This window comes from Priestia aryabhattai B8W22 (genome assembly GCF_000956595.1).
Lineage (GTDB): Bacteria > Bacillota > Bacilli > Bacillales > Bacillaceae_H > Priestia > Priestia aryabhattai.
The window spans coordinates 1-13,419 of the sequence record NZ_JYOO01000029.1; the positions used below are offsets into that span (position 1 = coordinate 1).

The following is a 13,419-nucleotide window of genomic DNA, read 5'->3' on the forward strand; positions in this document are numbered from 1 at the left end:
AGCGCGGTGGCAGCCGCGCTTTTTTTATACGTAAAATAGATTGAATATTCAGTTATATACACACCGTTACTATTATGATAAAATAATTTATGGTGAAATAAGGAAAATAAGGAGGAAAAACAATGAGAGAAGACATACAGAAAATTGAGAAACAGTTTTATGAATACATGAATAAAATCAAAAGTTATCACGAGGCAATCGGAGTGATGTACTGGGATTTGAGGACGGGTGCTCCCAAAAAAGGGGCGGATCAGCGTTCTGAAGTTATTGGCATGATGTCATCAGAAGCGTTCAATCTTTCTGTTTCTGATGAAATGGCAGGTTTTATTGAGAAATTAACGGATCCTGAGTCACAGCCTTACATAAACGATATTACGAAAAAAGCAGTGGAAGAATGTAAAAAAGAATATGACTTAAATAAAAAGATTCCTCCGCATGAATATAAAGAATACGTTACATTAACTTCAAAAGCTGAGTCGGTTTGGGAAGACGCAAAAGAAAAAGCAGATTTTGCTTTATTTCAACCGTACCTCGAAAAAATTGTAGCGTTCAATCAGAAGTTTGTGGAGTATTGGGGGTATGAAGGAAACAAATATAACCGTTTATTGGACCTTTTTGAACCGGGGATGACGGTTGAAATCTTAGACGAAGTATTTGGAAAGCTACGGGAGCATATTGTGCCTCTTGTTCAGCGAATCGCCGGGTCAAATACAAAGCCGAACACGGAATTTTTATTCCGTACTTTCCCAAAAGAAGCGCAAAAGCAATTTAGTCTAGACGTGTTAAAAACACTTGGCTATGATTTTGAAGCGGGGCGACTTGATGAAACAGTCCATCCTTTTGCTACTGGCTTAAATCCGGGAGATGTGCGCATCACAACTAAATATGCCGAAAACGATTTCCGAACGGCTATTTTTGGAACGATTCACGAATGCGGCCATGCTTTATATGAGCAGAATATTTCAAAGGATCTTGTTGGTACGGTTCTATGTGAAGGTACTTCAATGGGAATTCATGAATCACAGTCACTGTTTTTTGAGCAGTTTGTCGGGAAAAATAAAGCATTTTGGCAGCATCATTACGACGTACTAAAAAAGCATGCGCCGGAACAATTTGACGATGTAGGTTTAGAAGATTTTTACCGAGGAGTAAATGAAGCAAAACCGTCGCTTATTCGTATTGAAGCAGATGAGTTAACGTATTCTCTTCATATTATGATTCGTTACGAAATTGAAAAAGGATTAATAAACGGGGAGTATAAAGTTGAGGATTTACCGGAAATTTGGAATGAGAAATACGAAGAATATTTAGGGGTTCGTCCAAGTCACGATGGAGAAGGCGTGCTTCAGGACGTACACTGGGCCGGAGGAAGCTTCGGGTACTTCCCTTCCTATGCTCTGGGCTATATGTACGCAGCACAGTTTAAGCATACCATGTTAAAAGACTTGCCTAATTATGATGAACTATTGGAAAAAGGAGAAATTTCGCCGATTACAAAATGGTTAACAGAACATATTCATCAGTACGGAAAAATGAAAAAGCCTCTTGAAATTTTAAACGATGTAACGGGCGAAGGGTTAAATGTAGATTATTTAATTCAATATCTAGAAGAGAAATACGGACAGATTTATCACGTATAAAAAGTGCTATAAACGAATATTATGTTTTATATCACAGGTAAATGTTCGAAAATATCGTTTTTAGATATTTTCAAATAAAAGATTTGCTGATATAATACAATTAACTCAATAACGCACTCATATAATGACGAGAATAAGGCTCGTAAGTATCTACCAAACTACCGTAAATAGTTTGACTATGGGTGAGCGATGAAGTTTGTTTTTCACATTTGTGCGTAAAAGCTCAAAAACATTGCTCTACTCATATACGAGTGCAGCTATGTTTTTGAGCTTTTTTTAATACAAACGTTGGAGGAACAAACTATGAAAGCTTTGCAAAACAAAATTTTAACAGATGGTATCGTATTATCGGACACGGTTTTAAAAGTAGACACATTTTTAAACCACCAAATGGATCCTGTACTGATGAAAGAAATTGGAGAAGAATTTGCTTCGCGCTTTGAAAATGCAGGAATTACGAAGATTTTAACGATTGAATCATCAGGAATTGCTCCAGCGATTATGACCGCATTGAAGCTAAACGTTGAGATGGTGTTTGCTAGAAAAAGAAAATCTTTAACACTTCAAGACGGACTTATTACATCAAAAGTATATTCATTTACAAAAAAAGAAGAAAATGAAATTTCAGTTGCTGATAAATTTATTGGAGAAGATGACGTGATTTTAATTATTGATGACTTTTTAGCAAACGGCCAAGCAGCATTCGGCTTGATGGATATCGTGCAAAAAGCAGGTGCTAAAGTAGGCGGCATTGGTATTGTTATTGAAAAAGCGTTCCAAGATGGAGGGAAACAAATTCGTAAATCAGGCGTTAAAGTAGAATCATTAGCGCGCATTCAGTCTTTATCAAATGGTAAAGTTACATTTGTTGAAGATAAACCAACAGTGGAGGTTTAATATGAATAAAGGAAAAGTCTTTTCACTTGGTTTACAGCATGTTTTAGCTATGTACGGAGGTGCGATTGTTGTTCCGCTTATTGTTGGAGGAGCCATTGGCTTGACTCAACAGCAGCTTACGTATTTAGTGGCGATTGACTTATTTATGTGCGGTGTGGCAACGCTACTGCAAGTATGGAAAAATCGTTTTTTTGGAATTGGTCTTCCAGTTGTATTAGGGTGTACGTTTACTGCCGTAGGACCTATGATTTCAATTGGAGGTTCTTACGGCGTTTCCTCCATATATGGTTCTATTATCGTCGCTGGTTTACTCATTGTCCTTCTTTCTGCTTTTCTAGGTAAATTGGTTAAGTTTTTCCCTCCTTTAGTTACGGGTTCGGTTGTAACGATTATTGGAATTACGTTAATTCCTGTGGCGATTAAAGATTTAGCCGGAGGAGAAGGAAGTAAAGATTTTGGCAGCTTGAGCAATTTAGGTTTAGGTTTTGGGGTTTTGCTATTAATTATTGTTCTGTATCGATTTACAAAAGGATTTATGCGCTCTGTCTCTGTGTTATTAGGATTAGTTGTTGGAACAATTGCAGCGTCTTTTATGGGGAAAGTCGATTTTTCCGGCGTAAAAGAAGAAGCGTGGGTTCATATGCCGCATGTGTTTTACTTTGGGATACCAACGTTTAACATTATGGCCATTCTGACAATGTTCCTTGTTTTACTTGTTGGCATTGTCGAGTCAACAGGCGTTTATTTTGCCGTTAGTGATATTTGTAAAAAAGAAGTGGATGAAAAAGATTTATCTAAAGGCTATCGGGCAGAAGGATTGGCGATTTTATTAGGCGGATTTTTTAACGCATTTCCTTATACAGCGTATTCTCAAAATGTAGGACTTTTACAATTGTCAGGTGTTCGCACAAGAAATGTTGTATTTGCAGCGAGTGGAATTTTAATCGTTTTGGGTTTTCTACCTAAAATCGCAGCCGTGACGACAGTTATCCCGAGCTCTGTCCTTGGTGGAGCAATGGTAGCTATGTTTGGAATGGTAATCTCTTCAGGTATTAAAATCCTTAGTCAAGTTGATTTAGCAAAACAAGAAAACCTTCTTGTGATTGCATGTTCGGTTGGCATGGGCCTAGGGGTGACGGTTGTACCTGAACTCTTCAAAAACTTACCAGAGAGTCTTCAAGTTCTTACTGGAAGCGGTATTGTAATGGGGAGTTTTACAGCAATCTTTTTAAATATTGTCTTTAATATGATGAAATCACCACGTACGCAAGTTGTGGAAAAAAAATTAGCAAATGAAGTAATATCGAAATAAAAAGAGGCTGGCACAAAAGTATTTTAGTGGAAGAAGATCCGAACGATTAATCGTTCGGATCTTTTCATTGTCTAGGGAACATAGCGTTAAATTATTTAGTTGTTTCTTATTGTTGATTGGAGGGCAAGACGAAGACTCCTGCGGGAAAAGCGGTATAGGTGAGACTCTGCAGGATCGTAAGCGACAAGGAGGCTCACCGGCCACCCGCGGAAAGCGGAGCCTTGTACGGAAATCAACAGCTGTAATAAGCGGTCCATAGTAGAACATTTGTCCAATTTGTTCGTCTTTCTTATTAAGATCGTGTTTTGAAAAACAGTGTATAAAGCATTTTCCCCACGTCAGGGTTTTTTGCCACTAATGAAATTTCTCTTTTGAATTTGAAGTCTGTAATGGGTAAAGCTTTAATGTTTGAGCTTAGTAAATGGCGCATAAAAATTTCAGGGAGAATTGAAATACCTAAATTAGCTGAAATAAATCCCATAATACTTTGAGCAAATTCAATTTCATTGGCAATGGGGATTTTTAAGTTATGACGATTGTATGCTTTTTCTACTAGTGTCCGAACATCGCACCCTGGGGGAAGAACTACGATGGGTTCTTCTTTGAAATCTTCAAATGATACGTTTTCTTTTTCAGCTAACGGGTGCTGATCATTCACAAATAAATAAAAGTCTTCTTTGAATAATAGTTTTGACCAGTAAGTATGTTGAACCTCTCGATCATCAAATAAAGCCCCGTCAATTTTATTACTTTCTAACTGCTCTAACAAATCATAATAGTGATGCGAGGTTTTTATATCAATATGGCGATTGTGGTCTTTAGCAGAAGCCAGTTGATAAGGTAAGTAAAAAGCAGCCATACTTTGCCACGTTCCGATAGTTAAATCACAAGCTTCTTGCGTAGACACTAATTTTTTTTGAAGAGCATGAACGCTTGATAGTATGGATTCACCTTCTTGTAAAAGAATTTCACCCGCTGAGGTTAATTCTACTCCTGTAGCGGAGCGAATAAATAATGTTACTCCTAAATCTTCTTCTAGTTTTCTCATTTGCTTACTAAGTGCAGGCTGCGTCATATGCAGCTGTTCGCTTGCTTTGCTTAAGCTTTTTGTTTTGGCTGTTTCAATAAAAGACTCAAGCCATTCTGTTTTCATATTTATCACCTATAACCTTTTGTTATACCCATAGTATAGAAGGGAAGTTCTCATAAATCAACGAAGATGCTAGTGTATATAGTGTAGTTAACACAGCACAAAGAAATTCACACAACTAGGAGGATGAACGATGTATCCAAACAAACTTTATATTAACGGTGAATGGACAACAACAGAAGAGAAAATTGATGTGATTAATCCAGCAACAAAAGAAGTTATAGGACAAATTCCAAAGGCAGGCGCAAAGGAAGCAGCTTCTGCAGCTGATGCAGCTGCGACAGCTTTTAAAACATGGTCGAAAAGAACCGCTCAAGAGCGCAGTGCTATTTTAATGAGATGGCATCAACTAATTGAAAATCATAAAGATGAACTAGCAGAAATTATGACAACGGAACAAGGAAAACCATTTGCAGAAGCAAAAGGTGAAATTCAGTATGGCAATGATTATATTGCTTGGTTTGCTGAAGAAGGAAAGCGTGTATATGGTGAAACGATTCCAGCTCATCATACGCATAAACGTATCACGGTTAAAAAACAGCCCGTTGGTGTTGTAGCAGCTATTACACCATGGAACTTCCCGGCAGCCATGATTACGCGTAAAGTGGCCCCAGCCCTTGCAGCAGGATGTACAATTGTTTTAAAACCATCTGAAGAAACACCATTTACAGCATTTCGTTTAGTAGAGCTCGCAGAAGAAGCTGGCGTTCCAAAAGGTGTGATCAATGTTGTTACTGGAGATGCAGCAGCTATTGGCGACACATGGCAAAAAGACGGACGTATCCGAAAATTAACATTTACTGGTTCAACAGCGGTTGGTAAACATTTAATGCGCGGTGCTGCTGATACTGTGAAAAAATTATCGCTGGAATTAGGCGGTCACGCACCGTTTATCGTAACAGAAAATGCAGATTTAGATGCTGCTGTAAACGGCGTAATTGCTTCTAAGTTTGTCAACGCAGGTCAAACATGTATCTGCACAAACCGCGTATATGTACAAGAATCCATTGCAGATGCTTTCGTTGAAAAATTTGCAGCAAAAGCGGCGGAATTAACAGTAGGAAATGGATTAGAAGAAGGCACACAAGTTGGGCCGTTAATTAACGACAAAGCGGTTGAGAAAGTAAAAGCACAAATTGCGGATGCAAAAAATAAAGGAGCTAAAGTTGTAGTTGGCGGACAAGCTATAACAACTAAAAATGGTTTCTTTATGGAGCCGACAATTATTACAAATGTAACTGATGACATGAATTGCATGTTTGAAGAAACGTTTGGACCATTGGCACCTGTAGCAACATTCAAAACAGTAGAAGAAGCCGTAGAACGAGCAAACAATAGCCCTTATGGTTTAGCGGCTTACGTATTTACAGAAAACATTAAAGAAGCAACGTTTGTATCTGAAGAATTAGAATACGGCATTGTAGGAGTAAATGATGGCTCTCCATCTGCAGCTCAAGCTCCATTCGGCGGCTTTAAAGAAAGTGGTCTTGGACGTGAAGGAAGTCATTACGGTATTGAAGATTATTTAGAAGTAAAATATATCTCAATGGGACTTTAATAAAAAGTAGGACAAAAATATTTTAGTGGAAGTGAAATACGAACTAGCAACTAATAATCAAAATTATTGGTTGCTAGTTCGTATTTTTTTGTTGTTAAGATCGACGTCGCTTTCATGTGTTTCGTTGCTTCTAGCTCATTAATCCCATTAGTTCGTCTTTAGGTTGGATTGATTTCGTTGTGTCCCAGCCTCTTTTTTATGTACTTTTGTAAAGAAAATTTGAAATAATAGTTCTTTAACGCAATTAATTGCATTTCTAGGGTGTCTGTGCAAGAATAAATACTTCAAAAATGGTTTAGCTTTGTTTAAAGCGTGGGTAATACAACAAATGCACATGATTGCTTGTTAGATGAAATGAAAAGCAGAACTTTACCACTGATAAATTACGCAAGCTAGAACCAAAATAGTAGTACTGAATGGTGAAAAATATAGGAGTTGATATAGATGATTACAGCAGAGAAAAACATAGTGAAATTTAAAGCGAAAGACGGACGTGAAGTCACCATACGCCCTGCACAGGCAAGTGATGCAGAGCATATTACAACAGCGGTAAGAGAAATTATTGAGGCTGGAGAATTTATTCAAAAAGATGAGCCGCGCACAGTCCAAGAAGAGCAAGATTTTATTGCATCAGTAGAAAAGAACAATCACATGTACGTTGTAGCTGAAGTCGAGGGTGAAGTGCTTGGAATTGCACGTGTTCTTAGAGGAGAAATTAACATGAAGCGCCACACGGGGCTCTTCCGTACATGGCTTATTTCAAAAGCACAGGGAATGGGGATAGGAAAACAATTTATGAATTATACGCTAAACTGGTGCAAAGAAAATAATCTTCATAAACTTTCTTTAACTGTGTTTGCTTCTAATAAAGTGGCATACGAATTGTATAAAAAAGTAGGTTTTGAACAAGAAGGCGTTATGAAAGAACAAGCTTATTTCAACAATGAATATGTAGATGAAATCTACATGTCCATTTTCTTTTCATAAAAAATAAGCACTTATTTTCGTCAATCCATAAATTGTATCTGTACATTCAGATTATTTGCGCTATAATAAAAGTGCACAACAAACATACACTTCTTCAAAACGTAGACTTTCCTGAGTTATAGGAAAGTTTTTTTGTGTTTCGCCTCCATTCCACTAAAAAAGAATTGAATAAATCCCCAGCTATTACAAATGTTAAATGTAACGCAATCAAAGAGGTGAAGTGTATGCCAAAGATTATCTCAGTTGGATTTGGAGTCCCCCCCTATGAATTAACTCAGCAAGACACGCTGCTATTTGCAAAAGAACTTTTTTCCGAATCGTTTAAAGATATTAATCGTCTGCTAACCGTTTTTCAAAATGGTCAAATTGAGAAACGTAATTTTGCCAAAGACTTATCTTGGTTTCAAGAAGATCATACATTTGAAGAAAAAAATGATGCTTTTATAGAATCTGCTGTTGAATTAGGTACAAAAGCAATTGAAGACTGTTTAACAAATAAGAACTATGTAAGTACCCCTTTGCCATGTGGAGAAATTGAGGCTATTTTTTATGTTTCAACAAGCGGTTTAGCTACGCCTAGCATTGAAGCGCGAATTATGAATAAGCTTGCGTTTTCAGACCATACAAAAAGAATTCCTATTTGGGGATTAGGGTGTGCTGGAGGAGCGTCTGGGCTTTCAAGAGCTTATGAGTATTGCAAAGCCTTTCCACGTGCTAAAGTCCTTGTTTTATCCATTGAGCTGTGCAGCTTAACTTTTCAGCGAAATGATCGTTCAAAAAGCAACTTAATCGGTACATCTTTATTTGCAGATGGAGTAGCGGCTGCTTTAGTCGCAGGTGACGAAGCAGATACTACTTTTGCGCTTGCAAAAAGCTATCCTTACATTTTACATACGCAATCCACGCTCATGCCTAATTCAGAAGATGTAATGGGATGGGAGATTAAAAATGATGGACTATTTGTTGTCTTTTCAAAAGATATTCCCACGATTATCGATTCGTGGTTAGGCGGAGAAGTTGAGTCATTTTTACAAACACAGCATTTGACCAGTAGGGATTTAAAGCATTTTGTTGCTCATCCTGGAGGGAAAAAAGTGCTCGAAGCATATGTATCAACGCTGTCGCTAAACGAAAATATGATTGCTGATTCCCTAGATGTACTTAAAAACCATGGAAACATGTCTTCGGCAACCGTTTTGTATGTATTGGACCGCTTTATGAAAAAAGAAATTTCGAGTAAAGAATACGGTTTATTAACAGCCCTTGGCCCTGGATTTAGTTCTGAAATGCTTCTATTAGAGTGGAGGTAAAGCGATTGTTTTTTTATAGCTTTTTTGTATTTATTATCTTACAGCGTCTATGTGAATTGGCTATTGCCAAAAGAAATGAAGCTTGGATGAAGAAGCAGGGAGCATATGAAGCTGGTCAAAGTCACTACAAATGGATGGTAAGCATGCACGCCGCTTTTTTTGCTGCTCTTTTTACGGAAGTGTATGTGTTAAACGATGGAATGTATCACCTTTCTTTTTTGTTGTTTAGCTTTTTTGTGCTTGTGCAACTTGCACGAATATGGGCTATTTCTTCGTTAGGAAAGTATTGGAATACAAAAATTATCGTCTTGCCTAATGCGAAGGTTGTGCTAAGAGGTCCTTATCGTTTTATGAAGCACCCTAACTATACAGTAGTAGCGGCAGAATTGGTGTTAGTTCCGCTTATGTTTCAGGCATACTGGACGTTAGCTATCTTTTCTGTTTTCAATTTGTGCATATTAGCCGTCAGAATTCCCTTAGAAGAGCAAGCGTTAACGAATGAAACAAATTACGGCGAAGTCATGCAAAACAGGGGACGTTTCTTTCCTGTAAAAAAATCTTAAAACTAATTGAAAATGATTATCTTTCATGATAAGATAAAACAAATGATAAAGATTATCAATTTCATCAAGTAGAAACGGTGGTGGACGTAATGGTTAGTCTTTTTGTGATCGGAGCACTTGCTACATATGTTGGCGTCACAACGTATGTAATGAAAAATATTGAAAAAGCCCAAAAGGCGTAACATACATGCGATGAATAAAAAGTACGATGCAAAGCTGTCAAATTATTGACAGCTTTTTTTATTGTTTTTGTAACTAAAAATTCAGTTTCTTATGGGAAAACGCATGGGAATCAAGTAAAATAGAGAAAGAATAAGCAGAAATAAAGATGGATAGAGAACATTTAAATACAGTCTTGAATGAGGCAAAAGGGGTAGAGTAATAATGGGTAAAGTGAGTGTGAAACATCAAGAAAATCTCCGTTTGGAAGCATCTCTTTTTCATTTACATAAGCAATTTCAAGCAGCTGGAGATGAACAGCAGGCAGCAAAAGCAATACAGCTGTTAAAAAAGTGGGTGAACGGCGAATTTGTTGTAGCATTTTGCGGACATTTTTCGGCTGGAAAATCGAGCATGATTAACGAATTAATGGGGCAAGCCATTTTGCCTGCAAGTCCTATTCCAACAAGCGCAAACTTAGTATCAGTAAAAGCTGGGGATGAGCATGCAACCGTTTATTACCGCAAGCAGCCGCCGGTGCGTTATGAAGCGCCTTATGAGTATGAGCAAATTAAGCAGTTTGCTGTCGATGGAGATGAAGTAGAGTCCATTCATTTATCGATAGATACAGATGCTATTCCTAAAAATGTTGTGGTGATGGACACACCGGGAATTGATTCAACAGATGATGCGCATCGTGTATCAACCGAGTCAGCTCTTCACTTAGCGGACGTTATTTTCTACGTGATGGATTATAATCATGTGCAGGCAGAATTAAATCTTCAATTTGCAAAACAGCTGCAAGAAGCTAATAAAACGCTTTATTTAATTGTAAATCAAATTGATAAACATCAAGAAGATCAGCTAACATTTCAAGCATTTAAAGAATCTGTAGAAACGTCATTTTTAAAGTGGAATGTGAGACCAGAAGGAATCTTCTATACGTCGTTAAAAGAGCCAGCCAACCGTCATAATGACCTTTCGTATGTAAAATCTCTATTACTTGCTATGATGACGGAAAAAGAAAACCGCCATCAGCATATTCAACATGCGATGCAAATGTTAATTGACGATCACCTTACCTTTATTGAAGACCAAGAAGAAGAAAAGTTAACGATTCATGACGAGCTGCGCCATAAGCTGACGCTTGAGAACCATGAAATGAATCAGCAGCAAAAAGAGCAGCTTCTCGAAAAAGAAGCTGAAATGAGGCGTGCTGAAAAGCAGCTAGCAGAAACGTACCAACAAGAAACAGGTAGAATACTAAGCAACGCCAATTTAACACCATATGAAATGAGAGAAAAAGCTAGGCTGTTTTTAGAAACGACAAAGCCTGATTTTAAAGTAGGTCTTTTATTTGCTAAGAAAAAGACCGAGGAAGTAAAAAAAGAGCGGCTGACGTTATTTTTTGATGATATGAAAGAACGAACAGCTTCTCAGCTGCAGTGGCACTTGCAGCAATATGTACAAGAGCTGGTGAAAAATCAAAATCTTACCGACCCGGATCTTATACGCCAGGTTCAGCAGTTTGAAATCCCGTTAGAACCGCATGATTTAATTGAAACGGTAAAGGCAGGGGCTACGATTAATGGTGATTATGTTTTAACGTACGCAAAAGATGTGGCCGATCACATTAAGAAAAAAGCCACGCGATTATTATACGAGCTCTATGCGCAAATCGAACAGAGCAAAATCGAGCAAGATGAAGTAAAGCGTGAGAACATTTCTCAACATTTGCAGGAATGTGAGGCATTCGAAGAAGCGTATACATCCTTTCAGGAAATGAAAGCAAAATTGGCACGTACAAAAGCGTTGCTTCAATCTTTACAGCAAACTGATGACGACCTAACGGCAGAAGATACAAACGAGTTGTCATATATGTTACAAGAAGAATATGAAACGGGCATCATGAAAGCTGAAGAAAAGCAGGAAGCTGCGAATGAGCAGCAGTTAGTTTCACAGCCTGAGGAAGCTGTGCATGAAACAGGCACAGAAAAGATTCTTCAAGATATATCAGCTGTTCTCGAACAGCTCCGTTCATTTGGAAAGTTAGACCGCTTTATTAACAGGCTTCAAGAAAAACGTAAAAAGCTATCCAATCAAACGTTTACCGTAGCTTTATTCGGAGCATTCAGTGCCGGCAAGTCATCTTTCGCTAATGCGTTGATTGGAGAAAGATTACTTCCTGTATCTCCGAACCCAACAACAGCAACCATCAATAAAATTATGCCTCCAACAGAAAAACGGCCGCATAAAACAGCTGTTGTGCAAATGAAAACAAACGAGCAGATGATCCAAGATTTAAATGGTGCACTTAAGCTGTTTCATCATGAAGTAGAATCAATTGACGAAGCGCTAACGATTATTCCAACCCTGCAGGCAACAGAAGAGCTGCAGCTGCATTTGTCTTTTTTACAGGCAGTAGAAAAAGGCTACGGCGAAGTCAAGCAGCATATCGGTTCAGAAGTAGTAGTGGATACAGAAGGATTTCATGATTATGTAGCCAAGGAAGAAAAAGCGTGTTTTGTTCAATTTATTAACCTGTATTATGACTGTGAATTTACTCGTTTAGGCATTACGCTTGTTGATACACCTGGAGCTGATTCAATCAATGCGAGACATACGGGAGTAGCGTTTGAGTATATCAAAAATGCAGATGCCATTTTATTTGTAACGTATTATAATCATGCGTTTTCAAAAGCTGACCGAGAATTTCTTATTCAGCTTGGCCGTGTAAAAGATGTATTTGCGCTTGATAAAATGTTTTTCTTAGTAAACGCAGCGGACCTAGCCAGCTCGGATACGGAGCTGCAGTTAGTTCAGACGTACGTAAAAGAGCAGCTTGAACAGTATGGTATACGCTTTCCGCGCTTATATCCAGTATCAAGCCTGAAGGCTTTGCAAAACCACGAGGATAAAATGTTTTTGCCATTTAAAAATGCGTTTTACCGCTTCATAAATTATGAATTACCAGAGCTTGCTATCCAAAGTGTCTATGCAGATTTCGAACAAATTTTAGCAGTTGCTAATGAAATGAAACAGGTACAAACAAAATCAGAAGTGGATAAAAAGCGATACATTCAATCTCTTCACATAAAAAATGAGCAGGTAGCAGCAAAACTGCATGAAATTCATTTTGAATATGAACAGCAGCAGTTTGACCGAGAATTAGAAGAGCTCCTATTTTATGTAAAAAAACGTCTGTTTGTGAGGTACGATGACTTCTTTAAAGAAGCATTCAGTCCGGCAAACTTAAGGGACGATCGAGGTGAAAAGCAAAAGCAGCTGCGCCTGTGTTTGCAGGAGTTGTTAACGTCTATTTCCTTCGACGCAACTCAAGAAGTGCGTGCGACCACTTTGCGAATCGAAAAATACATCGTAAAATTAATCGAAGACTGGCATCGAATGATCATTACAAAGCTACAGCGCTATGAAGCGACGTTTACTCCAACGTTGAACGCGTTAGAGCCTCCAAATGGCAGTGAAGTTGTGACAAGTCATCAATTTGATGAGAATGAATCTTATCAAAAAGAGCTTTCACTGTATAAAAACAATAAAAGCTTTTTTGAAAAAAATGAGAAAACAAAGCTTCACGCTGCTTTATTAGAACGTATTAAGCCGGATGTTAATCACTACATTGCGAAGGAAGAAGCCGCTCTTCATTCACACTATACCCATTTAGTGAATCAGTACGTTTTAGCGCATAAACAGTCTGTATCTGAAGAATGGTATGATTATTACAAACAGCTGCAAGCGGCCGTGTCTGAAGAATTTCCAATTCAAGAATTGGTAAGTACAATGACAGTGCTAGAACACGTATTGGAGGAAAGAAAGGGTCATTAA

The 13,419-nt window shown here is 37.9% G+C and carries 10 protein-coding genes and 1 riboswitch; of the genes, 9 read left to right on the top strand and 1 reads right to left on the bottom strand.

Going from position 1 to position 13,419, the window contains the following annotated elements; translation table 11 throughout:
- Positions 1–122 precede the first annotated feature (122 nt).
- From N178_RS19715 to N178_RS27215, 4 genes are all read left to right on the top strand, one after another.
- Positions 123–1,640 (top strand): carboxypeptidase M32, encoded by a 1,518-nt coding sequence (locus N178_RS19715; protein ID WP_045294326.1) that lies wholly within the window; start codon positions 123–125, stop codon positions 1,638–1,640.
- A 97-nt stretch (positions 1,641–1,737) separates the two neighbouring features.
- Positions 1,738–1,839, top strand: a riboswitch (purine riboswitch).
- Between the two features lie 104 nt (positions 1,840–1,943).
- A complete protein-coding gene (locus N178_RS19720) occupies positions 1,944–2,537 on the top strand; it encodes a xanthine phosphoribosyltransferase (RefSeq protein WP_045294328.1) in 594 nt (197 codons plus the stop codon).
- Between the two features lies 1 nt (position 2,538).
- Positions 2,539–3,849, top strand: a complete 1,311-nt coding sequence (locus tag N178_RS19725; protein WP_045294330.1) for a nucleobase:cation symporter-2 family protein — start codon at positions 2,539–2,541, stop codon at positions 3,847–3,849.
- Between the two features lie 112 nt (positions 3,850–3,961).
- On the top strand, positions 3,962–4,108 hold the full coding sequence (locus N178_RS27215) for a hypothetical protein (RefSeq protein ID WP_169746695.1): 147 nt from the start codon (positions 3,962–3,964) through the stop codon (positions 4,106–4,108).
- A 33-nt stretch (positions 4,109–4,141) separates the two neighbouring features.
- Here N178_RS27215 and N178_RS19730 read toward each other — a convergent pair whose 3' ends face one another.
- The gene (locus N178_RS19730; protein WP_045294332.1) at positions 4,142–5,002 is read right to left on the bottom strand and encodes a LysR family transcriptional regulator; all 861 of its coding nucleotides are present in this window, start codon (positions 5,000–5,002) and stop codon (positions 4,142–4,144) included.
- A gap of 130 nt (positions 5,003–5,132) precedes the next feature.
- Here N178_RS19730 and N178_RS19735 point away from each other — a divergent pair, with 130 nt between their 5' ends.
- The 5 genes from N178_RS19735 (at position 5,133) to N178_RS19755 (ending at position 13,419) form a co-directional block, all read left to right on the top strand.
- Positions 5,133–6,557, top strand: coding sequence for an NAD-dependent succinate-semialdehyde dehydrogenase (locus N178_RS19735; RefSeq protein WP_045294334.1), 1,425 nt, complete (start codon positions 5,133–5,135; stop codon positions 6,555–6,557).
- Positions 6,558–7,001: 444 nt separating this feature from the next.
- Positions 7,002–7,544 carry a GNAT family N-acetyltransferase gene (locus tag N178_RS19740; protein WP_045294336.1) on the top strand — a complete coding sequence of 181 codons (543 nt, stop codon included), beginning with the start codon at positions 7,002–7,004 and terminating at the stop codon, positions 7,542–7,544.
- 224 nt (positions 7,545–7,768) lie between these two features.
- The gene (locus N178_RS19745; RefSeq protein WP_013056163.1) at positions 7,769–8,854 is read left to right on the top strand and encodes a type III polyketide synthase; all 1,086 of its coding nucleotides are present in this window, start codon (positions 7,769–7,771) and stop codon (positions 8,852–8,854) included.
- A gap of 5 nt (positions 8,855–8,859) precedes the next feature.
- Positions 8,860–9,417, top strand: a complete 558-nt coding sequence (locus N178_RS19750) for an isoprenylcysteine carboxyl methyltransferase family protein (RefSeq protein WP_045294339.1) — start codon at positions 8,860–8,862, stop codon at positions 9,415–9,417.
- Positions 9,418–9,801: 384 nt separating this feature from the next.
- Positions 9,802–13,419 (top strand): dynamin family protein, encoded by a 3,618-nt coding sequence (locus N178_RS19755; protein WP_045294340.1) that lies wholly within the window; start codon positions 9,802–9,804, stop codon positions 13,417–13,419.

What these genes read in the sequence shown, in the direction of transcription:
- N178_RS19715 (WP_045294326.1), top strand. Translation starts at nt 123, where the DNA reads ATGAGAGAAGACATACAGAAAATTGAGAAACAGTTTTATGAATACATG.
- N178_RS19720 (WP_045294328.1), top strand. Translation starts at nt 1,944, where the DNA reads ATGAAAGCTTTGCAAAACAAAATTTTAACAGATGGTATCGTATTATCG.
- N178_RS19725 (WP_045294330.1), top strand. Translation starts at nt 2,539, where the DNA reads ATGAATAAAGGAAAAGTCTTTTCACTTGGTTTACAGCATGTTTTAGCT.
- N178_RS19730 (WP_045294332.1), bottom strand. Translation starts at nt 5,002, where the DNA reads ATGAAAACAGAATGGCTTGAGTCTTTTATTGAAACAGCCAAAACAAAA.
- N178_RS19735 (WP_045294334.1), top strand. Translation starts at nt 5,133, where the DNA reads ATGTATCCAAACAAACTTTATATTAACGGTGAATGGACAACAACAGAA.
- N178_RS19740 (WP_045294336.1), top strand. Translation starts at nt 7,002, where the DNA reads ATGATTACAGCAGAGAAAAACATAGTGAAATTTAAAGCGAAAGACGGA.
- N178_RS19745 (WP_013056163.1), top strand. Translation starts at nt 7,769, where the DNA reads ATGCCAAAGATTATCTCAGTTGGATTTGGAGTCCCCCCCTATGAATTA.
- N178_RS19755 (WP_045294340.1), top strand. Translation starts at nt 9,802, where the DNA reads ATGGGTAAAGTGAGTGTGAAACATCAAGAAAATCTCCGTTTGGAAGCA.